The organism is Actinophytocola sp. (assembly GCF_035712165.1).
GTDB lineage: Bacteria > Actinomycetota > Actinomycetes > Mycobacteriales > Pseudonocardiaceae > DASYTH01.
In genome coordinates, this window is the sequence record NZ_DASTBH010000215.1 from 19,157 (window position 1) to 41,863 (window position 22,707).

At 71.2% G+C, this 22,707-nt stretch carries 21 protein-coding genes and 1 pseudogene; 12 read left to right on the forward strand and 10 right to left on the reverse strand.

The features are described 5' to 3' along the window. Position 1: 1 nt before the first annotated feature. Positions 2 to 763 (forward strand): succinate dehydrogenase/fumarate reductase iron-sulfur subunit, encoded by a 762-nt coding sequence (locus VFO68_RS12160; protein ID WP_325158340.1) that lies wholly within the window; start codon positions 2 to 4, stop codon positions 761 to 763. Here VFO68_RS12160 and VFO68_RS12165 read toward each other — a convergent pair. Continuing rightward, a complete protein-coding gene (locus VFO68_RS12165; RefSeq protein ID WP_325158341.1) occupies positions 755 to 1,828 on the reverse strand; it encodes a winged helix DNA-binding domain-containing protein in 1,074 nt (357 codons plus the stop codon). The genes VFO68_RS12160 and VFO68_RS12165 overlap by 9 nt on opposite strands. Before the next feature lie 41 nt (positions 1,829 to 1,869). Here VFO68_RS12165 and VFO68_RS12170 point away from each other — a divergent pair, with 41 nt between their 5' ends. Next, on the forward strand, positions 1,870 to 2,451 hold the full coding sequence (locus VFO68_RS12170; protein WP_325158342.1) for a CGNR zinc finger domain-containing protein: 582 nt from the start codon (positions 1,870 to 1,872) through the stop codon (positions 2,449 to 2,451). On the opposite strand, the gene VFO68_RS12175 is transcribed toward VFO68_RS12170, so the two are convergent. The 5 genes from VFO68_RS12175 to VFO68_RS12195 all read right to left on the reverse strand — a co-directional run bounded on the left by VFO68_RS12175 (position 2,448) and on the right by VFO68_RS12195 (position 6,273). Then, the gene (locus VFO68_RS12175) at positions 2,448 to 2,867 is read right to left on the reverse strand and encodes a hypothetical protein (RefSeq protein ID WP_325158343.1); all 420 of its coding nucleotides are present in this window, start codon (positions 2,865 to 2,867) and stop codon (positions 2,448 to 2,450) included. The genes VFO68_RS12170 and VFO68_RS12175 overlap by 4 nt on opposite strands. A gap of 120 nt (positions 2,868 to 2,987) precedes the next feature. Continuing rightward, on the reverse strand, positions 2,988 to 3,884 hold the full coding sequence (locus VFO68_RS12180) for an amino acid ABC transporter permease (protein ID WP_325158344.1): 897 nt from the start codon (positions 3,882 to 3,884) through the stop codon (positions 2,988 to 2,990). Continuing rightward, the gene (locus VFO68_RS12185; RefSeq protein WP_325158345.1) at positions 3,881 to 4,531 is read right to left on the reverse strand and encodes an amino acid ABC transporter permease; all 651 of its coding nucleotides are present in this window, start codon (positions 4,529 to 4,531) and stop codon (positions 3,881 to 3,883) included. The genes VFO68_RS12180 and VFO68_RS12185 overlap by 4 nt, the downstream gene beginning before the upstream one ends. Before the next feature lie 72 nt (positions 4,532 to 4,603). Further along, the gene (locus VFO68_RS12190) at positions 4,604 to 5,491 is read right to left on the reverse strand and encodes a glutamate ABC transporter substrate-binding protein (RefSeq protein ID WP_325158346.1); all 888 of its coding nucleotides are present in this window, start codon (positions 5,489 to 5,491) and stop codon (positions 4,604 to 4,606) included. 53 nt (positions 5,492 to 5,544) lie between these two features. Continuing rightward, the gene (locus tag VFO68_RS12195) at positions 5,545 to 6,273 is read right to left on the reverse strand and encodes an amino acid ABC transporter ATP-binding protein (protein ID WP_325158361.1); all 729 of its coding nucleotides are present in this window, start codon (positions 6,271 to 6,273) and stop codon (positions 5,545 to 5,547) included. Between the two features lie 187 nt (positions 6,274 to 6,460). Here VFO68_RS12195 and miaB point away from each other — a divergent pair, with 187 nt between their 5' ends. Next, positions 6,461 to 7,891 (forward strand): tRNA (N6-isopentenyl adenosine(37)-C2)-methylthiotransferase MiaB, encoded by a 1,431-nt coding sequence (miaB, locus tag VFO68_RS12200; protein ID WP_325158347.1) that lies wholly within the window; start codon positions 6,461 to 6,463, stop codon positions 7,889 to 7,891. Then, positions 7,888 to 8,361 carry a hypothetical protein gene (locus tag VFO68_RS12205; RefSeq protein ID WP_325158348.1) on the forward strand — a complete coding sequence of 158 codons (474 nt, stop codon included), beginning with the start codon at positions 7,888 to 7,890 and terminating at the stop codon, positions 8,359 to 8,361. Before miaB ends, VFO68_RS12205 begins: the two co-directional genes overlap by 4 nt. A 24-nt stretch (positions 8,362 to 8,385) precedes the next feature. Here VFO68_RS12205 and VFO68_RS12210 read toward each other — a convergent pair whose 3' ends face one another. Continuing rightward, positions 8,386 to 9,840, reverse strand: coding sequence for a DUF349 domain-containing protein (locus VFO68_RS12210; RefSeq protein WP_325158349.1), 1,455 nt, complete (start codon positions 9,838 to 9,840; stop codon positions 8,386 to 8,388). A 238-nt stretch (positions 9,841 to 10,078) separates the two neighbouring features. Between VFO68_RS12210 and VFO68_RS12215 the strand changes: the two genes are divergently transcribed. From VFO68_RS12215 to dapF, 3 genes are read left to right on the forward strand one after another with little or no spacing between them, the layout of a single operon-like run. Then, positions 10,079 to 10,819 (forward strand): hypothetical protein, encoded by a 741-nt coding sequence (locus tag VFO68_RS12215; RefSeq protein ID WP_325158350.1) that lies wholly within the window; start codon positions 10,079 to 10,081, stop codon positions 10,817 to 10,819. Beyond that, positions 10,816 to 11,709, forward strand: coding sequence for a tRNA (adenosine(37)-N6)-dimethylallyltransferase MiaA (gene miaA, locus VFO68_RS12220; protein ID WP_325158351.1), 894 nt, complete (start codon positions 10,816 to 10,818; stop codon positions 11,707 to 11,709). The genes VFO68_RS12215 and miaA overlap by 4 nt, the downstream gene beginning before the upstream one ends. 4 nt (positions 11,710 to 11,713) lie before the next feature. After that, positions 11,714 to 12,574 carry a diaminopimelate epimerase gene (gene dapF, locus VFO68_RS12225; RefSeq protein WP_325158352.1) on the forward strand — a complete coding sequence of 287 codons (861 nt, stop codon included), beginning with the start codon at positions 11,714 to 11,716 and terminating at the stop codon, positions 12,572 to 12,574. Here dapF and VFO68_RS12230 read toward each other — a convergent pair. Both VFO68_RS12230 and VFO68_RS12235 read right to left on the reverse strand, forming a co-directional pair. Then, positions 12,521 to 13,378, reverse strand: coding sequence for an SWIM zinc finger family protein (locus VFO68_RS12230; protein ID WP_325158353.1), 858 nt, complete (start codon positions 13,376 to 13,378; stop codon positions 12,521 to 12,523). The genes dapF and VFO68_RS12230 overlap by 54 nt on opposite strands. 2 nt (positions 13,379 to 13,380) lie before the next feature. After that, on the reverse strand, positions 13,381 to 16,275 hold the full coding sequence (locus VFO68_RS12235; RefSeq protein WP_325158354.1) for a DEAD/DEAH box helicase: 2,895 nt from the start codon (positions 16,273 to 16,275) through the stop codon (positions 13,381 to 13,383). 123 nt (positions 16,276 to 16,398) lie between these two features. On the opposite strand from VFO68_RS12235, the gene hflX reads away from it, so the two are divergent. Beyond that, complete coding sequence (gene hflX / locus VFO68_RS12240; protein WP_325158355.1) at positions 16,399 to 17,841, forward strand: GTPase HflX; 1,443 nt, start codon at positions 16,399 to 16,401, stop codon at positions 17,839 to 17,841. A 32-nt stretch (positions 17,842 to 17,873) separates the two neighbouring features. Next, positions 17,874 to 18,905 (forward strand): LPXTG cell wall anchor domain-containing protein, encoded by a 1,032-nt coding sequence (locus VFO68_RS12245; protein WP_325158356.1) that lies wholly within the window; start codon positions 17,874 to 17,876, stop codon positions 18,903 to 18,905. Here the strand turns inward: VFO68_RS12245 and lexA are convergent. Continuing rightward, complete coding sequence (gene lexA / locus VFO68_RS12250) at positions 18,902 to 19,582, reverse strand: transcriptional repressor LexA (RefSeq protein ID WP_325158362.1); 681 nt, start codon at positions 19,580 to 19,582, stop codon at positions 18,902 to 18,904. The two genes, VFO68_RS12245 and lexA, sit on opposite strands and share 4 nt — an antisense overlap. Before the next feature lie 265 nt (positions 19,583 to 19,847). Between lexA and VFO68_RS12255 the strand changes: the two genes are divergently transcribed. From VFO68_RS12255 to VFO68_RS12265, 3 genes and pseudogenes are all read left to right on the forward strand, one after another. After that, complete coding sequence (locus tag VFO68_RS12255) at positions 19,848 to 20,264, forward strand: LysM peptidoglycan-binding domain-containing protein (protein ID WP_325158357.1); 417 nt, start codon at positions 19,848 to 19,850, stop codon at positions 20,262 to 20,264. Positions 20,265 to 21,312: 1,048 nt separating this feature from the next. Further along, positions 21,313 to 21,762 carry a transcriptional regulator NrdR gene (nrdR, locus tag VFO68_RS12260; protein WP_325158358.1) on the forward strand — a complete coding sequence of 150 codons (450 nt, stop codon included), beginning with the start codon at positions 21,313 to 21,315 and terminating at the stop codon, positions 21,760 to 21,762. A 53-nt stretch (positions 21,763 to 21,815) separates the two neighbouring features. Then, positions 21,816 to 22,707, forward strand: a pseudogene (locus tag VFO68_RS12265) (vitamin B12-dependent ribonucleotide reductase); the annotation flags it as partial.

The following is a 22,707-nucleotide window of genomic DNA, read 5'->3' on the forward strand; positions in this document are numbered from 1 at the left end:
GATGGGCTACAAGGCCGAGTTCAAGGTCTGGCGCGGCGACGCCGACTCGGGTGAGCTGCAGGACTTCACCGTCGAGGTGAACGAGGGCGAGGTGGTGCTGGACATCATCCACCGGCTGCAGGCCACCCAGGCGCCCGACCTCGCGGTCCGCTGGAACTGCAAGGCGGGCAAGTGCGGCTCGTGTTCGGCGGAGATCAACGGCATGCCGCGGCTGCTGTGTATGACCCGGATGTCGGTGTTCGCCGAGGACGAGGTGATCACGGTCACCCCGATCCGGACCTTCCCGGTGATCCGCGACCTGGTGACCGACGTGTCCTTCAACTACGTCAAGGCGCGCGAGATCCCGTCGTTCACCCCGCCCGCGGACCTCAAGCCGGGCGAGTACCGGATGCAGCAGGTGGATGTGGAGCGCTCGCAGGAGTTCCGCAAGTGCATCGAGTGCTTCCTGTGCCAGAACACCTGCCACGTGATCCGGGACCACGAGGAGAACAAGGAGAACTTCGCCGGGCCGCGGTTCCTGATGCGGATCGCCGAGCTGGACATGCATCCGCTGGACACCGCCGACCGGGTGCCGGAGGCGCAGGCGGAGCACGGGCTGGGCTACTGCAACATCACCAAGTGCTGCACCGAGGTCTGCCCGGAGCACATCAAGATCACCGACAACGCGCTCATCCCGATGAAGGAGCGCGTCGCCGACGACCGCTACGACCCGATCGTCTGGCTGGGCAACAAACTCTTCCGAAAGTCCCGCGGGTCAAACTAACCCAACTCGCTTGATCTCGGCGGCGAGCGGCCCGTCGGGGATGTCCTCGAACGGTTCGACGGAAACCGTGCCACCGTCGGTGTTCCACACGCCGGCGACCCGGCCGCCGTAGAGGACCACGGGGGAGATCCAGCCGGCGGTGCGGCTGACCTTGGCGCGGTGCGGCGCGGGGATCAGGTCGCGGTTGACCGCGATCACGTACTGGTCGAACGCGGGCAGCAGCCGGACCAGCTTGTTCGGCCTGGTGTCGCGCAGTTCGGCGAGGTCGGCGGTGCGCACGTAGGCGGGCGTGCCGGCCACCTCCACCTCGGTGAGCTCGTCGCGCACGGCGGCGAGCCAGCCCTTGAGCAGCGATACCTTGGCCACGCCCCGGAACAGCCACTGCCCGAAGTCGGCGAGGGTGGCCGGACCGTAGGCGGCCAGGTAGCCGCGCAACAGCGCCGGCCCGGCCGTATCGGCGGTGACCGGCCGCCAGCCGGGCAACCAGGTGGCCGGGCTGGTGAAGGTGACCCGGTTCCCCTCGGCCGGTCCATGGCAGAGCAACCCGAGCCAACAGGCCGGCTTGAGCGCGGCGCCCCAGCCCGAGCGCAGCAGCTCGGCCAGGTGCGGCGAACCGGTGTGCTCGAGCACCGCCTCGGTGAGCTCCTCCCGGGTGAGGATCCGGCCGGGCAGCACCTCGGCGATCGCGTCGATGATCGCGGTGAAGTCGGCGAGGGTGATCCCATGGCCGCGCAGCACGCTGGGCCGCTCCCAGGACCGCACCGCAGCCAGCGCGGCGCCGTAGTTGGCCGCGTCGGCGGCGTCGTGCAGGTGCAGGGTGCCGCGCACCGACCAGCACCGGACCAGGGTCCGCTGCTCGCGTAGGGCCCGGCCCACCTCGCCCGGGTCCGGTGTGTCCTGCCGTACCGCGATGGCCTGCTCGGCGGCGGAGGGCACCTGGGCCTGTATCCCGCACAGCGTCCGGGCGAGCTCGACGGCGCTGGCGGCGCCGGGCTTGACCAGCTGGTGGCGGGCCATCCGCCAGGCCAGTACCTGGTCGGTGCGCAGCGTCAGCGGTTTCGGCATTTAACCTCCATAACCGGTGTCACACCAGTTATAGTGGTGGCATGGTGCGGGAGTCAAGCGAGCTGATCTTGCGCTGGGACAGCGGAGCGGTGTTCGGGTTCGACGCCGGCGCGCTGTGCCTGGAACTGTTGACCACCGGGGGCGTCGCCGCCCACCCCGGCACCGAGGCGCTGCATACGCCCGCGGACCTCGCCGGTTGGCTCGCCGAGAGCCGCCTGCGGCTCGCCGGCGCGCGGGTGGCCGCGGTGGACGTGCCCGCCACGCACCGGTTACGCGCGGCGCTGTGGGCGGCCGCGACCGCCGTGACCACCGGGCGACCGGTGCCCGAGGCGGCGGTCGCCACGATCAACGAGGCGGCCGCGACCACACCGCCGACCCCGGTGCTCGCGGCCGGGCGGCGAACCTGGGCCGAGGCGACCACGGCCGGCCAGGCGTTGTCGGCCATCGCACGGGATGCCGTGGAGTTGTTCGGCGGCCCCTACGCGGCGCGGATCCGGGAGTGCGCCGCGGCCAACTGCCTGCTGGTGTTCGTGGACCTGTCCCGTCCCGGGCAGCGCCGCTGGTGCTCGATGGAACGCTGCGGCAACCGGGCCAAGCAACGCACCCGGCACGGCCGGTCCTAGGCGGGATCCACCGGCTCCCAACGGATCCTGCGCTGGGCGGTCCGCTCCATGCCGGAGCCGACCACCGCGATCGTGCCGCCGACCAGGATCGCGATCAGCCCGCCGGAGCCGAGCGGGATGCCGGTGATCCGGATGCCGAACGGGTCGTTCGGGAGCACCCCGGAGCCGATCGCGCTGACCAGAGCCAGCAACAGCCACAGCCAGGCGGCGAAACCGGTCGCCAGGAGCACCAGGCCGACCACCTTGACCGCGCGGCCGGCGGTGCCCGGCGGCGCCGGGATCGGGTTCGGCAGGTCCTCGCCGGGCTCGGTCAGGCGGCGGTCGAAGTAGTCCCGGCCGGCGTACCGCCCGCCAGGTCTGAGTTCGGAGCGCTGCCAGGACGGGTTGTCCCGGTAACGGGTGTCACTATCAGTCATGAGGGCGCCTCTCATGCGTCACCCCACTGGACGAACATTAGCGAAATCGTCCGTAGCCTGGTTACTGTAACGGCTCAACAGGCTGAGGGAAGACCCAATAAAGAGACAAACCCGATCGGGTTACGCGCCGCCCGCGACACCTCCGGCGGCCATGCTGGACTCGGCCAGTGCGATGGTCTCGGCCGGCCCGCCCGCCACCGACTTCTTGCTCCGGCTCAGCCGCCGCTCGACGAAGATCGCCAGACGGCTCAGCGCGTAGTTCACGATGATGAAGATGACCGCGACGATCAGGTAGGTCTGGATCGGGTTCTTCAGGTTCTGCACGATGAAACCGGCGGTCCGAACCAGCTCGGGGTAGGAGATGATGAACCCGAGCGAGGTGTCCTTCAGGACCACGACCAGCTGGCTGATCAACGCCGGCAGCATGATCCGGAACGCCTGGGGGAGCAGCACCAGTTGCAGGGTCTGCCCGCGGGTCAGACCCAGCGACTCGGCCGCCTCCCGCTGACCCTTCGGCAGCGAGTTGATGCCGGCCCGCACGATCTCGGCGATGATCACCGAGTTGTACGCGGTCAGGCCGATCACCAGGAACCACAACGGTTCCAGGTCGACCCCCAACTCGGGCAGCGCCCGCGCCGCGAAGAAGATCGCGATGACCACCGGGATGCCGCGCAGGAACTCGATCACGCCCACCACCGCCCAGCGGTACCAGGCCGCGGCCGTGACCCGGGTGACCGCCAGCAGCGTCCCGATCACCAGGGAGAACAGCATCGCCCAGGCCGCCGCGATCAGCGTGTTCTGCAGGCCCTCGCCCAGCAGGTCCCACACCAGCGGGAACCTGGGGTCGGACGGATCGGTCAGCGGCGCCCACTTCTCCGACTCGAACTGGCCCTGCTGGTCCAGCTTGATGGTGACCAGGACCAGCACCACGACCGCCCCGGCCGCCGCGATCAGGCTGCCGACCAGAATCCGGCGCTTGGCCCGCGGCCCAGGCGCGTCGTACAACACCGAACTCATCGGGCGATCGCCACCTTCCGCTCCAGAAGGCCGAGCAGCAGCCCGACCGGGATCGTGATCGCGAGGTAGCCCAGGGCGACCCCGGTGAGCACCGGGACGGCCGCCAGACCCTGCGCCGAGGTCAGCACCTCGCCGACGTCGAACAGGTCGCCGGGAACCCCGAACGCGCCCGCGATGGCCGAGTTCTTGATCATTGCGATGATCACGCTGCCCAGCGGCGGAACCACGGTGCGAAACGCCTGCGGCATGATCACGATCGACAGCGACTGCTGGAACGTGAGCCCGACCGCCCGGGCCGCCTCGGCCTGTCCGGCGGGCACCGCGTTGATCCCGCTGCGCACCGCCTCACAGACGAACGCCGAGGTGTAGAGCACCAGGCCGAGCACGCCGAACCAGAAGTACTCCCCGTTGATCCCGAGCTCCGGCAGGCCGAACGCGCAGAAGAACAGCACCACGGTCAGCGGGCAGTTGCGGAACACGTTGACCCAGGAGGTGCCGAACCACCGCAGCGGTGGCACCGGCGAGACCCGGAACGCGGCGATGACCGTGCCGATGATCAGCGAGCCGACCAGGGCGAACGCGCAGAACTTGAGCGTGGTCAGGAACCCGTCCACGTACAGCGAGAAGTTGTCGAAGATGACACCCACAGATGCTCCCAGCCCGGTTAAGGCCGGGGGCGCCCACCGAGATGGCGGGCGCCCCGGACCGGAGGTAGTGGATCAGGCGCAGGTGGCCAGGGTCGGCAGCTTCGGAGTGTTGGGCGCGACGGTGCCGGCGGTGTCCTTCCAGGCCTTCTCGTAGCCGCCGTTGCCGGCCGCCTCTTCGAGGGTCTCGTGGATGAACTCGCAGAACTTCGTGTCGGCCTTCTTGATGCCGATGCCGTAGGGCTCCTTGGTGAACGGCTTGCCGACCAGCTTGAACTCTCCCTTGCTGGCGTCGACCAGGCCCAGCAGGATCACGTTGTCGGTGGTGACCACGTCGACCTGGCCGGTGCGCAGCGCGTCCGCGCACTTGGAGTACACGTCGAACAGCACCAGGTTGGCCGGGTCGATGTACTTCTTGATGTTCTCCGACGGGGTCGAACCGGTCACCGAGCACACCTTGGCGTTGGCCGCCTTGAGCGAGTCCGGCCCGGTGATCGCGGAGTTGTCCTTCTTCACCATCAGGTCCTGACCGGCCTCGTAGTACGGGCCGGCGAACGAGACGCGCTGCTTACGGGCGTCGTTGATGGTGTACGTGGCCACCACGAAGTCGACCTTGCCCTGCTCGATGACCTCCTCGCGGACCTTGGACGGGGTCTCCGTCCACTCGATCTTGTCCGCGGAGATGCCGAGCTTGGCCGCGATGATCTTCGCGATCTCGACGTCGAAGCCGACCGGCTTGCCGTCCAGGCCCTTCAGGCCGAACAGCGGCTGGTCGAACTTCGTGCCGACCTTCACCGTTCCGGCGTCGGCCAGCTTCTTCATCGTGGTGCCGTCCTCGAACGCCGCGCTGGTGGCCACCGGCGGGTTGCTCCCGCTGTTGCCGGAGTCCGAGCCGCCGCACGCCGCCAGCGGGAGGACCAGAGCAGCGGTTACGGCGCCAACCATCAGGCCCCGGAGTCGCATCGTGTGAGCTCCTTCTTTTCGTCGGCTGCTCTGGCAGCCGCTTCTCCAACCAATCAGTGAGTCAAGATCTTGCCGAGGAAGTCCTTAGCCCGGTTGGACTTCGGCGCGCTGAAGAACTCCTGCGGGGTGGTGTCCTCGACGATCTCCCCGTCGGACATGAACACCACCCGTTGGGCGGCGTTGCGCGCGAAGCCCATCTCGTGGGTGACGACGAGCATGGTCATGCCCTCCTCGGCGAGGCTGACCATGACGTCCAGCACCTCTTTGATCATCTCGGGGTCGAGCGCCGAGGTGGGCTCGTCGAACAGCATCACCTTGGGCCGCATGGCCAGTGCCCGGGCGATCGCGGCCCGCTGCTGCTGGCCGCCGGAGAGCTGAGCCGGGTACTTCTGCGCCTGGTTGGCGATGCCCACCCGGTCCAGCAACTGCATCGCGTTGCGCCGCGCGTCGGACTGGGACTCCCGGCGCACCTTTACCGGCGCGAGCATCACGTTCTCGACGATGGTCTTGTGCGCGAACAGGTTGAACGACTGGAACACCATGCCGACGTCCGCGCGCAGGCGGGCGAGCGCCCGGCCCTCGGCGGGCAGCGGCCTGCCGTCCACCTCGATGAGTCCCGCGTTGATCGGCTCCAGCCGGTTGATGGCGCGGCACAGCGTCGACTTGCCCGAACCCGACGGGCCGATCACGACCACCACCTGGCCCTGCGGCACCTCGAGGTTGATGTTCTTCAGCACATGCAGCGAGCCGAAGTACTTGTCGACCTCCACCATCCTGATCATGGGTGGTGCGTCGGCCGGATCGGTCACCAGGGCCTCCACGAGCACGTTTGTCGGTGGTTGACGAGACTAGCGAGGGGTCGTATTGGCGGAACCTACCCCCAACCCCATGTCTGGTTCGCCCCGTTTGCTCAAGCCGTAAGGTCTCAACTCTGTCACGGGAACGCGCAGCGTACGCTCGACGACTGAGATGAGCGAGCGTACCTATCAGGTCCGCACCTACGGGTGCCAGATGAACGTCCACGACTCGGAGCGGTTGTCCGGGCTGCTGGAAGATGCGGGCTACGTGCCGGCGACCGCCGACCAGACCCCTGACGTGGTGGTTTTCAACACGTGCGCGGTCCGGGAGAACGCCGACAACCGGCTGTACGGCAACCTCGGTCACCTGCGCGGCGCCAAGGCCGGACACCCCGGCATGCAGATCGCGGTCGGTGGCTGCCTGGCGCAGAAGGACCGGGGCGAGATCGTGCGCCGGGCGCCCTGGGTGGACGTGGTGTTCGGCACGCACAACATCGGCTCGCTGCCGGTGCTGCTGGACCGGGCCCGGCACAACCGGCGCGCCGAGGTGGAGATCCTCGAGTCGCTCGAGGTGTTCCCGTCGACGCTGCCGGCCCGGCGGGACTCCGCGCATTCCGGCTGGGTGTCCATCTCGGTCGGTTGCAACAACACCTGCACCTTCTGCATCGTCCCCTCGCTGCGCGGCAGGGAGAAGGACCGCCGGCCCGGTGAGGTTCTGGCCGAGGTCGAGGCGCTGGTCGCCGACGGCGTGCTCGAGGTGACGCTGCTCGGGCAGAACGTGAACTCCTACGGCGTGGAGTTCGGCGACCGGTTCGCGTTCGGCAAGCTGCTGCGCGCCTGCGGGGCGATCGACGGGCTGGAGCGCGTCCGGTTCACCTCGCCGCACCCGAAGGACTTCACCGACGACGTCATCGCGGCGATGGCCGAGACCCCCAACGTGTGCCATCAACTGCACATGCCGCTGCAGTCCGGGTCGGACCGGATGCTGGCGGCCATGCGGCGCTCGTACCGCTCGCAGCGGTACCTGGGCATCCTGGACAAGGTCCGGGCCGCGATGCCGGACGCGGCGATCACCACCGACATCATCGTGGGCTTTCCCGGGGAGACCGAGGAGGACTTCGCGGCGACCCTGGAGGTGGTGCGGGCCGCCCGGTTCGCAAGCGCGTTCACCTTCCAGTACTCCAAGCGGCCCGGCACGCCGGCCGCGTCGCTGGCCGACCAGGTGCCCAAGGCCGTCGTGCAGGAGCGGTTCGACCGGCTGGTGGCGGTGCAGGACGAGGTCGCCTGGGAGCTCAACCGCTCGCTGGTCGGACGGACCGTCGAGGTGCTGGTGTCCACCGGGGAGGGCCGCAAGGACGCCGCCACCCAGCGGATGAGCGGACGGGCCCGGGACGGCCGGCTGGTGCACTTCGTGCCGTCGCCGGGGGTGCGGCCGGGCGACGTGGTGTCCGCGACGATCACCTACGGCGCCCCGCACCACCTGGTCGCCGACGGTCCGCTGGTCGGGCACCGGCGTACCCGGGCGGGGGACAACTTCGAGGCGGGCATCCGGCCGAAGACCTCCGGGGTCGGCCTGGGGATGCCGGCGTTCGGGGCGCCATGACCGGCGGCGAACCGCCCGAACTGGCCGGCCTGCGCGAGGAGATCGACGAGGTCGAGCGGACCACCGTACGCACCGTGGACCTCGGCGTGCGCGGCCTGGTGATCGCCGTGGCCGTGTTCGTGCTGATGATCGGCGAGATCCTGCCGTGGATGGACGGCGCGAACGGCCTGGACGTGCTGCTCGGCCAGCACGACGCCACCGGTAAGGCCAGCACGGTCCCGCGCGTCTTCGCGATCACCTCGATCGCCTTCGGCATCCTCGCGTCCATGCTCGCCCTGATGACCCGCCGCTGGCGGCTGACCTGGGTGTGCGCCCTCGGCGGCTGGTTGGCCACCGTCACCGGCATCCTGGCCATCTGGTCCCGCCAGTCCGGCGGCGGCTCCGGCCCCGGCCCCGGCCTGGTGATCGCCGTGATCGCCACGGTCGTCATCGCCGCACTCTGGTTCCGCACCGCCTGGTCCCGCTCGTAACGTCCGGCGGGGCGGGTCAGTAAATCAGCGGCTGGCTACGGCGTTTTCGGCGGCGGCGAGCCATTCGCGCCATTGCGCGGCCTGGGCTTCGGCCTGTTCGGCGCGCCGCTTGTCGCCGGCGGCGCGAGCCTTGGCGGCCTGGGCCTCGAACTGCTCGACCCGCTCGCGGAACTGGGCCGCGCGGGCCTGGGCCTCCGGGTCGGTGCGGCGCCACTGGGCGTCGGCGGCGGCGCGGACCTTCTCCTCGACCGCGCGCAGCTTGCCCTCCAACTCCCGGATGCGCTCGCGCGGGACCTTGCCGACCTGTTCCCAGCGCTCCTGGATCCGGTGCAGGTGGGCCCGGGCCGCGTCCAGGTCACCGGCCGGGTTGATCTTCTCGGCCTCGGCGAGCAGTTCCTCCTTGCGCCGGGCGTTGTCGGTCAACTCGGCGTCCCGCTCGTTGAACACCGCCGACCGCCGGCTGAAGAACTTGTCCTGCGCGGCGCGGAACTGCTGCCACAGCGCGTCGTCGGCGTCCTTGGGCGCGCGCCCGGCCGCCTTCCACTCGTTCATCAGGTCCTTGTACCGGCTGGCCGTCGGGCCCCAGTCGTCCGAGTCGGACAGCGCCTCGGCCTCCTCGACCAGCGCCTGCTTGCGTTCCTTGGCCGTGGCGCGCTGCCGGTCCAGGTCGGCGAAGTGCGAGCCGCGCCGCCGGTTGAACGTGTCGCGCGCCTTGGAGAACCGCTTCCACAGCACGTCGTCGGTCTTCCGGTCGACGCCCTTGATCGTCTTCCACTCGTCGAGGATGGCCCGCAGCCGGTCACCGGCGCTCTTCCACTGGGTCGACTCCTCGCCGATCCGCTCCGCTTCCTCGACCAGTTCCTGCTTGCGGGCCACGGACCGGGCCCTGGCCTCGTCCCGGGCGTGCTTGGCGACCTCCAGTGCCTGCCCGGCCTTGGCCAGCACGTAGTCCACCCGGGCGTCCAACGCCGCCAGGTCGCCGACGACCGCGGCTTCGACCAGGCTTTCCTTGATGTGCTTGGCGCTGCTCACGGTGTGCTTGGGGTCGCCGGAGCCGGAGGCCAGCCGGGCCTCGAGCAGCTCGACCTCGGTGCGGATGTCGTCGAAGCGGCGGGCGTAGTGCGCGAGCCCCTCGGCCGGGGTGCCGGCCTGCCAGGACCCGACCGCGCGCTCGCCGTCCGCGGTGCGCACGAAGACGGTGCCGTCCGGGTCGACCCGGCCCCACCGGTCCGGGTGCGCGGACGCCTCGGCCACCGGAGGCGGCGGCCGCAGTTCGGCCTCGCCGGCGGCGGGCTCGGCGTGCGCGGCGGGCTCGCTCGGCGCCGCGACGGCGACCGGGCTCGGCACCGGCGCCGGTTCACTCGGATGCTCGCTCGGCGCGGCCCCGTTCGAGTTCTCGGTAATCGCGTTGCTCTCGGTGGCTTCCGCCGTGATGGCTGCGTTCGAGCCGACCTCGCGGCCCGGGTCGCTGTCCGTCATGACCCCGCTCCTCCCGCCCGTTGCCCGCATATTCGCGAGCGCCCCACTCTCGTGAGGCCCACAACCGCGGCTGCTCAGAAAAATTCTGATCCCCCGCGCGCATTCAAACAGGTTGAGACGCCGCTTGGTACTCCAAGGGCCGCAATGACGCCCGATCGTCGCGCCCTGTCACCCGCCGAGCTCGTAGCGTTCACGTAGTTGACTGCTCACAATCGGCCACTCGGTACATTCGACGGTCATGATCGCCAGAGTCGCCGTCGTGCCGCAGCCGCCGCTGCTGGTGCCTGAACTCGTCGCCGGCGAGGATCCGGACGCGCAGCGTGTGCGCGCCGAGTGTCTCGCGGTGGGCGCCAGGCTGGCCGAGGCGGCCCGGCGCTGGGTCGCGGTCGCGGTGGACTCGCGGGCGTCGGCGGATCTCGATGCGCCCACTGTGGTCGGTCCGCGGGCGGCCGGCACGTTCCGGGGCTACGGCGTCGACGTGCGGGTGCGGCTGGCCGCGGGAGCCGACCTGCCGCCCGATCCGGCACTGCCGCTGCCGGCGCTGATCGCCGGATGGCTGCGCGCGGAGGCCGGCGCCGACGAGGTTCGCGTGTGGATGGTGCCGCCCGGGCTCGCGGCGCCCGACTGCCGGGCCTTCGGCGAGCGGTTGGGCGCCGAACTGGCCGGCGACGAGCCGGTCGGGCTGCTGGTCATCGGCGACGGGTCGCACCGGCACGGCGAGCGCGCGGTCGGCCGCCCGGACGAGCGCGCGGCCGGGTTCGACGAGCAGGTGCGCCGGGCGCTGGCCGCCGCCGACCCGGATGCCCTGCTCGGCCTGGACGCCGGGCTGGCCGCCGCGCTCGGCGTGGTGGGCCGGGCGGCCTGGCACATACTGTCCGGTGTGGTGGCCAAGGACGGCCGGCCCTGGGAGTGCGTGCACAGCCGGCTGCTCATCCCGTTCGGTGTGGCGTACCACTTCGCGGTCTGGGATCCCCGGTGAGGCCGGTCGCGATCGTCGGCCCGACCGCCACCGGCAAGTCCGAGCTCGCCATCGAACTGGCGCTGCGGCTGGCCGGCGAGGTGGTCAACGCCGATGCCATGCAGCTCTACCGGGGCATGGACATCGGAACCGCCAAGGTGACCGAGGCGCAGCGCCGGGGCGTGCCGCATCACCTGCTGGACGTGCTCGACGTGCGGGACACCGCGACGGTCGCGGCCTACCAGCGCGACGCCCGGGCGGTGGTGGAGGGTCTGCTTGCCGGCGGCCGGGTGCCGATCCTGGTCGGCGGTTCCGGGCTGTACCTGCAGGCGGTGCTGGACGAGCTGGACTTCCCGGGCACGGATCCCGGGCTGCGCGCCCGGCTGGAGCAGGAGTTGGCCGCGGTGGGGGCGGCGGTGCTGCACGAGCGGCTGGCGCGCAGCGATCCGGACGCGGCGCGGGCCATCCTGCCCAGCAACGGCCGCCGGATCGTGCGGGCGCTGGAGGTGATCGAGCTGACCGGCCGGCCGTTCTCGGCGTCCCTGCCCCGGCCGGGTCCGGCCCGGTACGACACAGTGTTGATAGGGATAGATGTGGACTCCACGCACCTGGACGCCCGGGTCGACGCGCGGGTGACCCGGATGTTCGCCGCCGGCCTGGTCGACGAGGTGCGCGAGTTGGCGGGGCGGGGCCTGCGGGAGGGCCGCACCGCCTCCCGGGCGCTGGGCTATCAGCAGGTGCTGGCCGCCCTCGACGGGGAGTACGACCTGGCCGCCGCCGCCGAGCACACCGCCCGGGCCACCCGCCGGTTCGTCCGCCGGCAACGCTCCTGGTTCCGCCGGGACCAGCGGATCACCTGGCTCGACGGGACCCGGCCGGACCTGGTCGATGCGGCCCTGCAACTAGTCTGACGGGGTGGGCATCCCGTTTCTGAAGGGGCACGGCACGGAGAACGACTTCGTCGTGCTTCCCGACCTCGACGCGAGCCTGGACCTGACCGCGGAGCGGGTTCGGGCGCTGTGCGACCGGCGCCGCGGCCTCGGCGCGGACGGGGTGCTGCGGGTGGTGCGCGCCAAAGCGGTCCAGGATGCGCCGTCCGATGTGGATGACGACACCTGGTTCATGGACTACCGCAACGCCGACGGGTCGATCGCCGAGATGTGCGGCAACGGGGTGCGGTTGTTCGCCCGCTACCTGGTCGAGTCCGGCCTGGAGCGGGCGAGCGAGTTCACGGTCGGCAGCCGGGCCGGCGCCCGCCCGGTCGAGGTGCGCCCGGACGGGGACGTGACCGTCCACATGGGACCGGTCCGGGTGTACGGCCGGTCGGTGGCGTCGGTCGGCGGCGCCGAGCATTCCGGTGTCGCGGTCGATGTCGGCAACCCGCACCTGGTGTGCGTACTGGACCATGGGCTCGACGCCCTGGACCTGACCGTCCAACCCGGATTCGACGCGACGCTGTTCCCGAACGGGGTCAACGTCGAGTTCGCCGTCCCGGCCGCTCCGGACCACGTGCGGATGCGGGTGCACGAACGGGGAGTCGGGGAGACCCGGTCGTGTGGCACCGGCACGGTCGCCGTGGCCGCCGCCGTGCTGCGCCTGGCCGGCGCGCCGGATGGCCGGGTCACGGTCGACGTTCCGGGCGGCCGGGTCCGGGTCGGCATCGACGGCGGTCGGGGCACGCTCACCGGCCCCGCCGTGTTCGTGGCCCGGGGGGAGTTGGACTCAGTCTGGTGGCACGGTCTCGCCGGCCATGGCCAGGTAGGCGGGGTGGAGTAGCCGCACCACCGGCGTGCCGCGTACTTCCACGGGTAACGGGTCACGTTCGCGCAGCACGGCGTCCGGCACGACGATTTCCGCCGGCTCCCGCTCCAGCCGGCTTACCCGGCCCTGGCAGTCGAAGTAACCGTCCAGGCAGTCGGCCAGGTCCCGTTGCGGGGCACGCAGTTCGTCCAGCGGTGACCGGCGCGGCCGGGGCTCGTCCACAGTGGACATCAGGCGCAGGTTGGACAGCAGCGTGGTGCGGTCCCGCCCGCGCCAGGCCAGCACCAGGAACGGATCCCGGTCGAAGGCCTCGGCCAGCAGGTACAGCGCCGCCGCGATGTGCTTGCACGCCACCGAGTCGTCCGGACAGGTGCACCGCATGGACAGTTCCCCGGCGCTGGCCGGGAACAGCGCGATCCGCAGTCCGGCCAGCACCGACTCCAGGTCCTCCGGCAGCTCGCCGGCGAGCAGCTTCGCGCTGAAGATCACCTGACCGGCCAGGGCCTGCTCGATCCGCGTCCACTGCAGCGCCCCGATCACCGGCAGTTCGATCCGCACCCGGTACGGCCGCGGCCGCGAGCCCTGCACCACGGCGGCCACCGCGCCGGCGCTCACCTCCAGCGAGACCACCTGACCGGACCGCGCGTAGGCCCGCGCCTTGGTCAGCCGCCCGCCCAGGTCCAGCGTCTCCAGCACGTCCAGGAACCGCCTGGACCACCAGGTGCTGCCGATGTCCCCGCGCCGGCTGCGCGCCCGGATGCCGTTGTCCACCCGGATCGGGCCACCGCGCGGGTAGTCGGGGTCGTCCCAGAACGGCATGGCTACTCCGAGATCGCGTCGGGGGACAGGGCGATGACCTCGCGCAGTTCGTCCACGGACAGTTCGGTGAGCCAGTTCTCGCCGGCGCCGACGGTCATCCGGGACAGCGCCTTCTTCTGTTCGATCATCTCGTCGATCCGCTCCTCGAGCGTGCCGACCGAGACGAACTTGCGCACCTGCACGTTCTTGCGCTGGCCGATCCGGAACGCCCGGTCGGTGGCCTGGTCCTCGACCGCCGGGTTCCACCACCGGTCGACGTGGATCACATGGTTGGCCGCGGTCAGGTTCAGGCCGGTGCCGCCGGCCTTGAGGGACAGCAGGAAGATCGGCGGGCCGTCGGGGGCCTCGAACGCGGCGACCATCGCGTCCCGCCGGCGTTTGGGCGTGCCGCCGTGCAGGTAGAGCACCTCCCGGCCGAACCGGTTGGTCAGATGCCGCTCCAGCATCCCGCCGAACTCGGCGAACTGGGTGAAGCACAGCGCCTTGTCGCCCTCGGCCAGCACCTCCTCCAGGATCTCCTCGAGCCGGGCCAGCTTGCCGGACCGGCCGGACACCCGGGTGCCGTCCTTGAGCAGGTGCGCCGGGTGGTTGCAGACCTGCTTGAGCTTGGTCATGGTGGCCAGCACCAGGCCCCGGCGCTCGATCCCCTCGCTGTTCTCGATCTTGGTCAGCATGTCGTCCACCACGGCCTGGTACAGCGAGGCCTGCTCGGCGGTGAGGTTGCACAGGACCTTCATCTCGATCTTGTCGGGCAGGTCGCCGATGATCGCGGGGTCGGTCTTCACCCGGCGCAGCAGGAACGGCTGGGTGATCGTCCGCAGCCGGCGCGCCGCCTCCTCGTCGCCGTGCCGCTCGATCGGGACGGCGAACCGCTCCCGGAACGCCGAGAGCGGGCCGAGCAGGCCGGGGTTGACGAAGTCCACAATGGACCACAGCTCGGCCAGCCGGTTCTCCACGGGTGTTCCGGTCAGCGCGATCCGTTGCCGCGCCGGCAGACCGCGCACCGCGATGCTCTGCCGGGTGGCCGAGTTCTTGATGTTCTGCGCCTCGTCCAGCACCACCCGCCGCCAGTTGATCCGGCTCAGCAGACCGGCGTCCCGGGTGGCCACCGCGTAGGTCGTGATCACCAGGTCGGCGTCGTCCAGCGGTTGCCGGTCGCGGGACCGCTCGGCGCCGTGGTGCACCCGCACGGACAGCCCGGGGGCGAACCGGGCCGCTTCCCGCTGCCAGTTGCCGACCACGGACATCGGGCAGACCAGCAGGGTCGGACCGGACCGGTCGTGCAGCAGCAGGGCGAGGGTCTGCACGGTCTTGCCCAGTCCCATGTCGTCGGCGAGCACCCCGCCCAGGCACAGGCCGTCCAGGAAGGCCAGCCAGGACAACCCCCGGCGCTGGTAGGGCCGCAGGGTCGCGGTCAGCCCGGCGGGTTCGGCCAGCGGCTCCAGCCGGCGGTCGAGCTGCCCGGAGAGCAGGTCGCCGACCCAGCCGGTCGTGTCGACCCCGACGACCGGCAGGTCGACCGGAGGTTGCTGGACCCCGGCGGAGATCCGCAGCAGGTCGGCGACGGACAGCGTCTCGCCGGCCCGCCGGGTCACGAATGCGAGCGCCTTGCGCAGCCGGAGGTGATCCACCTCGACCCACTGGCCGCGCAGCCGCACCAGCGGGGCCTTGGCCCGGGCCAGCTCCTCCAGTTCCGCACCGGTCAGCACGTGCTCGCCGAGCGCGACCTCCCACCGGTAGTCGACCAGCGCGTCGAACCCCACCGCGCTGCGGGTCTGCACCACACCCGGCGTGCCCGGGCTGGACCCGGACAGCCGCAGGCCGACCCCGCCGGGCTGCCAGCTCGCCGGCAGCAGCACACCGAAGCCGGCCTGGGCGAGCAGCGGCGCCCCGGACCGCAGGAACCGGTGCGCGGCCACGGTGTCCAGGACCAGGTCGACCGGTTGGGCGCAGCGCAGCGCGTCGTCCAGTTCCGGCCACAGACGGCTGGCCCGGCCCAGCTCGGCGAGCAGCGCCTCCCTGGGCCGCTCGACGTGCCGGTCGAACAGCGTCATCGCGGTGGCGGAGCGCCAGATCTCGGCCGCGCCGACCACCAGGCTGGGCTCGGCCACGTCCTGGACCAGGAACTCCAGCCGCCAGGCGTCCGTGTCCCCGTCCGGTTCCCCGAGCCGGAAGCAGACCCGCACCTCCTCGGAAGCCTCCGCCGCCGAACCGTGCCAGACCTCCAGCGCCTCGCGCAGCTCGGCCAGTGCCGGCCCGGGTGCGGCCACGACGGCGTCCGGCCCGGTCAGCGCGGCCAGCCAGGCGTCGGCCGGACCGTCCCGGCCGAGGGTGATCGGGCCGAGCACGCCGCGGACCACGCCGTCGGTGAGTGCGGTCAGCGCCTCCGCGAGGGCGTCGCGGCCGCCCTCGGCACGCAGGACCGGGGGAGCGGCCTTGGCAAGCGCGCGCAGCCGGTCCCGGTCGGTGGCCGCCGGCGCCGGGATCCACCGGGCGGCCAGCCCGCCGGGCTCCTCGGCCAGCGCCGGCAGCACCCGCCTGCGCCGCACGAAATCGGCCGCGACCGCGGCGAGCTCGGCCAGGAATCGGACCGAGTCGCCCAATGGCAGATGGACGACCGCCGTATCGCCCTCGCACTCCAGCGACAGTTTGCCGCGCACCGCGTCGAGCACGCCCAGCGCCGCGTCGACGTCGAACGACACCACCGGAACAGCCACCGGCTCCAGCCGACCGTCCTCCGGCAGCAGCAGCTCCAGCTCGGACAGGGTCGCCTTGTGCGCCAGGCCGTTGACGGCCGAGGCGGCCAGCAGCTCCATCAGCGCCTCGGCGGGCCCGGCGTTCTCCGACCACAGCGCCAGCCGGTTGCCCGCCGACCAGATCGCGTGCACGACCACCACGCGGCAAACCGTAGCCGCCCGGTCCGACAGACCGTGGAATAACTCGGTCGATGGCATCGCTGGAATCGTGCGACTATGGATTTGTCGGAATTCACGGCGACCAGGAAGGGACGGGTTCACGAGGTGACGGAGGATCTTTACCGGCGGGCCGACGACGACGATTCCCGCGACCTCTCCCTCGGCGAACTCGAGCTCTCCGACCGGGCGGCGCTGCGGCGGGTGGCCGGGCTGTCGACCGAGCTCGCCGACATCACCGAGGTCGAGTACCGGCAGCTGCGTCTGGAACAGGTCGTGCTGGTCGGCGTCTGGACCGAGGGCAGCGCGGTGCAGTCCGAGGCCTCGCTCAGCGAGCTGGCCCGGCTGGCCGAGACCGCAGGTTCCGAGGTGCTCGAGGGCCTCATCCAACGCCGGGACCGGCCGGACCCGGCCACCTACATCGGCCGGGGCAAGGTCGACGAGCTGGCCGGCGTGGTCACCGCGACCGGCGCCGACACCGTGATCTGCGACGGCGAGCTCTCACCGAGCCAGCTGCGCCAGCTGGAGTCCCGGCTCAAGGTCAAGGTGATCGACCGGACCGCGCTGATCCTGGACATCTTCGCCCAGCACGCCCGGTCCAAGGAGGGCAAGGCCCAGGTCGAGCTGGCCCAGCTGCAGTATCTGCTGCCCCGGCTGCGTGGTTGGGGTGAGGCGCTGTCCCGGCAGGCCGGTGGCCGGGCCGGCGGCGCCAACGGCGGCGTGGGTCTGCGCGGTCCGGGTGAGACCAAGATCGAGACCGACCGGCGCCGGATCCGGGCGCGGATCTCCAAGCTGCGCAAGGAGATCACCGCCATGGCGGTGGTCCGGGAGACCAAGCGCGGCCGCCGGGTGGCCAACGCGGTGCCCAGCGTGGCGATCGCCGGCTACACCAACGCCGGGAAGTCCAGCCTCCTCAACGCGCTGACCGGCGCCGGAGTGCTGGTCGAGGACGCGCTGTTCGCCACCCTGGACGCCACCACCCGACGGTCCACCACCGCCGACGGACGCACGTACACGCTCACCGACACGGTCGGGTTCGTCCGGCACCTGCCGCACCAGCTGGTCGAGGCGTTCCGGTCGACGCTGGACGAGGTGGCCGACGCCGACCTGATCGTGCACGTCGTGGACGGGTCCGACCCGATGCCCGAGTGGCAGGTCGGCGCCGTGCGCGAGGTGCTCGGCGACATCCAGAAGCGCCGCGACGTGGCCATGCCGCCGGAGCTGATGGTGGTCAACAAGGTCGACGCGGCCAACGACGTGTCGCTGGCCCGGCTGCGGCACCTGCTGCCCGGCGCGGTGTTCGTCTCGGCCCGGACCGGGGCGGGCATCGAGGACCTGCGCGAGCGGATCGCCGAGCTGCTGCCCCGGCCGGACCGCGAGGTCGACGTGCTGGTGCCGTATGCCCGCGGCGAGCTGGTCGCCCGCGTGCACCGGGAGGGCGAGGTGCTCACCGAGCGGCACACCGCCGAGGGCACGGCGCTGCGGGCCCGGGTCAAGCCGGACCTGGCCGGTGTGCTGGTGGACTACGGGGTCAACGGCACGTCGGCCTGAGGTAGCCGCGTTCGGCGGCTACCGTGGGTGCCGTGCGCGCGGTCCTGGGTGTCCTGCTGACGGCGGGCCTGCTGGTCGGCGCCGTCCCGGCGGCGGCCGTCGACCAGCAGGAGCCGGTCGTGGTGTGCTCGCTGGCCGACCAGCGACTGACCGAGGTGTCCGGACTGGTGGCCGACGGGGAGCGCTGGTACGCGATCAACGACGGCGGCACCAAGTCCGTCGTGTACGTGCTGCGGCGGGACTGCGCCGTCGAGAAGACGATCACCGGGCCGACCGACCCCTACGACGTGGAGGACCTGGCCAGGACGCCGGACGGCACCTTCTGGCTGGCCGACACCGGCGACAACGACAAGAAGCGGGACACGGTCGCGCTGATCGCGCTGACCCCGGCCGGCAAGTCGAAGCTGTACCGGTTGACCTACCCGGACGGGCCGCACGACACCGAGGCGCTGTTGGTCGACCGGGCCAACGTGCCGTACCTGATCACCAAGAACCCGCTGGGCACCGCCGACATCTACCGGCCTACCGCCGAACTCGCCAGCCCGGGTCCGACCGCGCTGCAACACGTCGGCCAGCTCCGCCTGACCAGCACGAACACCCCGGGCGGGCCGGTCACCGGCCTGGTCGGCTCGGTGCTGGTGACCGGTGCGGCCTCGATGGCCGACGGGTCGGTGGTGGCGGTGCGCACCTATACCGAGGCTTATCTGTGGGCGGTGCCGAACGGCGATCTGCTGGCCGCCCTGGCGAGCGAGCCGGTGCGGGTGCCGCTGCCCAACGAGCAGCAGGGCGAGGCGATCGCCTTCGAGCCGGACGGGTCGCTGGTGTCGGCGTCGGAGGGCGCCGGAACGCCCGTCCGCATCGTGTCCGGAGCCGCCGCGCTGGTCGCGCCGGAGCCGCCTCCGGTGACCGAGACCCCAGCGCCGCAGGCCGCCGGCGGTAATGGTGAGGCCGGCGCGGGGGAGCAGGACGGGGACGGGCTGCCCACCCTTCCGGCCATCGGGCTCACCGTCGTCATCATCGGCGGCTCGCTGCTGTTCCTCCGGCGCCGTCGCCGCCGCGGTTAGAGGCGCCGCAGTACCGCGACCACCTTGCCGAGGATGGTGGCGTCGTCGCCGGGGATCGGTTCGTAGGCGTCGTTGTGCGGCATCAGGAGGACGTGCCCGTCGCGGCGCTTGAACGTCTTCACGGTGGCCTCGCCGTCGATCATGGCCGCGACGATCTCGCCGTTGTCGGCGGTGGGCTGCTGGCGGACCACGACCCAGTCGCCGTCGGCGATCGCGGCGTCGATCATGGAGTCGCCGGCCACCTTGAGCAGGAACAGCGAGCCGTCGCCGACGAGTTCCTTGGGCAGGGGGAAGACGTCCTCGATGGCCTCCTCGGCGAGGATCGGCCCACCGGCGGCGATCCGGCCGAGCACCGGCACGTAGGTGGGGTGCGGGCGGACCGGCTCGGCCTGCTCGACCGCGGTGCTGACCAGGGTGGCCGGGTCGGCGTCCGGAGGCAGCACGCCGATGGCGCGCGGCCGGTTGGGGTCGCGCCGCAGGTACCCCTTCTGTTCCAGGGCGCGCAGCTGGTAGGAGACCGAGGAGGTCGAGGTGAGGCCGACCGCCTCGCCGATCTCGCGGACGCTGGGCGGGTAGCCGAACCGTTCGACCCAGGCGCGGATCACCTCGAGCACCTCGCGCTGCCGGATCGGCAGTTCCTCACTCTCGGGCTGCTCGACGTCGGGGAAGCTCCGCAGGTTCCCCTTGAGCGGCTTGCGCTTGGGGATGCCCTTGGGCACTCCGCCAGGTTTGCGTGGCACTGCTGTTCCTCTCCTCGGTCCCGGTGCTGGTCTGCTGTTTTGACGCTAGCCCTCGGCCGGTACTAGATCAAACACCTGTTCGACGACACGCCGGGCGATTCTCGATTTTGTCGGTGCCGCGTGATAGACATTCGCACGAAGGTTCGATCGAACCAGTGTTCGATGCTCGAGCAGGTGTTCGACGACAGGCGAGGAGGTTGTCGTGGCTGTTCTGGACGTCCCGGCGAACCGGTCGGTCACATCCCCGGCGCGGCGCGTGGGGGAGATCGAGCGCCCACCATCCCGCCCCCGCCCGGCATCGGCCCCGCGGGTGCTCGCCCCGGTGGCGTGCGACCATCGCCGCGCCCCCGTCCCGATGTACCTGGTGGTCCTGCTGGCCCTGGCCACCTGCCTGGCCGTGTTCGCCCTAGGCATCCTCTCCAACGTGTCGGCCCCCGCCGTCCCCGAGCGCACCGCCGTGGTCCGCGTCGAACCCGGCGAGACCCTCCTCGACGTCGCCGAACGCATGGCCCCCTCAGCCGACCCCACCGCCGTCGTCGCCCGCATCCGCGAGCTCAACGCCCTCCCCAACTCCACCGTCCACCCCGGCCAACCCCTCCGCGTCCCCACCGACCACTAACCCCACCCACCCGCCCGAACCCCCACGCCCCGCCCCTCCCAGCCCGCGAGTTCCAGTGGGGGCCGGCGAACTCCGTTGGGGGTCGGCGAGTTCCGGTGGGAGGCCGGCGAGTTGCGCTCCGAGCCCGGCCGAGTACCCGGCCCGGCGAGTCCCCCCTTCCAGCCCGGCGAGTCCCCCCTTCCAGCCCGGCGAGTCGCCACTTCCAGCCCGGCGAGTTCCCGGTTGGGGGTCCGGCGAGTTGCCGCTCCGAGTTCGGGTGAGTCCCAGGCCCGGCGAGTTCCCCTTCCAGTCCGGCGAGTCGCCCGTTCCAACCTGGCGAGTTCCGGTTGGGTCCGGCGAGTTGCCGCTGGGGTTCGGGTGAGTCCCGGGCCTAGCGAGTTCCTCGTTCCAGTCCGGCGAGTCGCCACTTCCCGCCTGGCGAGTTCCCGGTTGGGGGTCCGGCGAGTTGCCGCTGCGAGAGCGGGTGAGTCCCTGGCCCGGCGAGTTCCCGTTCCAGTCCGGCGAGTCGCCACTTCAGCCTGGCGAGTTCCCTTTCCAGCCTGGCGAGGTCCAGTGGGGTCCGGCGAGTCGCCACTTCCAGTCCGGTGAGTCGCCACTTGCAGCCCGGCGAGTCGCCACTTCCAGCCCGGCGAGTTCCCGGTTGGGGGTCTGGCGAGTTGCCGCTCCGAGTGCGGGGGAGTTTCCCGGCCCGGCGAGTCGCCCGCTCGGGTCCGGCGAGTTGCCGGTTTCAGCACCGCGAGTCCCGGGCTGGGGGCCGCGTTCGGGCTCGGCGAGTTGGCTGGGGTGCGGCGGGTTACCGGTCTGGTGCCGGGGCGAGGTCCCTGGCGAGTCGGTTCTTGGGATGTGCGGTTGTCCTCTCGCGGGCCCGAGGGGCGGGCACGAGGCTGGCATCCTTGATGGGCGCGGTCGTCGTGTCGGCTTGCATCATGTGGCGTCTCGGCATAGCGTGCACCCCTAGATGTAGTAGTTACATCGCTGTAGTTAGTCCACAGGTTGGGGCGGGTTGTCCACCGCTCATCCACAAAATGATCACCAGAGGGGGTCTGCGATGAGGTGTCCGTTCTGCCGTCACCCTGACTCCCGGGTGGTCGACTCGCGCGAGGTCGACGAGGGTCAGGTGATCCGGCGGCGGCGGTCGTGCTCGAAGTGCAGCCGGCGCTTCACCACGGTCGAGGAGGCCGTGCTCGCCGTGGTCAAGCGGTCCGGGGTGACCGAGCCGTTCAGCCGCGAAAAAGTCGTCACCGGGGTACGCCGGGCCTGCCAGGGCCGGCCGGTCGACGAGGACGCACTGCAGCAGCTTGCCCAGCGGGTCGAGGACTCGATCCGGTCGACCGGGTGCGCGGAGGTTCCCAGCCACGAGGTGGGCCTGGCGATCCTGGGACCGCTCCGGGAGTTGGACGAGGTCGCGTACCTCAGGTTCGCCAGCGTCTACCGCTCCTTCAGCTCGATCGAGGACTTCGAGAAGGAGATCGCGGACCTGCGGGCCACGGAGAACTGACCACGGGGTGGCGACACCCCAACCAGGAACATTCGAAATACGGGGAGAGATCGATGACGGAAACCGTCGGGACACCGGCGGCGGGGCGCCGCGCGAAGGTGAACGGGTCGCGCCTGAACGTGCGGCGGGTGTACACGACCGAGGGCGTGCACCCATACGACGAGGTCACCTGGGAACACCGCGACGTGGTGATGACCAACTGGCGCGACGGCACCGTCAACTTCGAGCAGCGTGGCGTGGAGTTCCCCGACTTCTGGTCGGTCAACGCCACCAACATCGTCACCAGCAAGTACTTCCGCGGCGCCGTGGGCACCCCGGTGCGCGAGTACTCGCTCAAACAGTTGATCGACCGCGTGGTGCGGGCCTACGTCGCCGCGGGCACCGAGCACGGCTACTTCGGCTCGCCCGCCGAGGCCGAGATCTTCGAGCACGAGCTGACCTGGATGCTGCTGCACCAGGTGTTCAGCTTCAACTCGCCGGTCTGGTTCAACGTCGGCACCAACTCTCCGCAGCAGGTCAGCGCGTGTTTCATCCTCGCCGTCGACGACACGATGGACTCGATCCTGAACTGGTACCGCGAGGAAGGGCTGATCTTCAAGGGCGGTTCGGGCGCGGGGCTGAACCTGTCCCGGATCCGGTCCTCCAAGGAGCTGCTTTCCTCCGGTGGCACGGCTTCCGGGCCGGTGTCGTTCATGCGCGGGGCGGACGCGAGCGCGGGGACGATCAAGTCCGGCGGGGCCACCCGGCGGGCGGCCAAGATGGTCGTGCTGGACGTCGATCACCCCGACATCGAGCAGTTCATCGAGACCAAGGCGCGCGAGGAGCACAAGATCCGCGCGCTGCGCGACGCCGGGTTCGACATGGATCTCGGCGGCAACGACATCACCTCGGTGCAGTACCAGAACGCCAACAACTCGGTGCGCGTCACCGACGAGTTCATGCGCG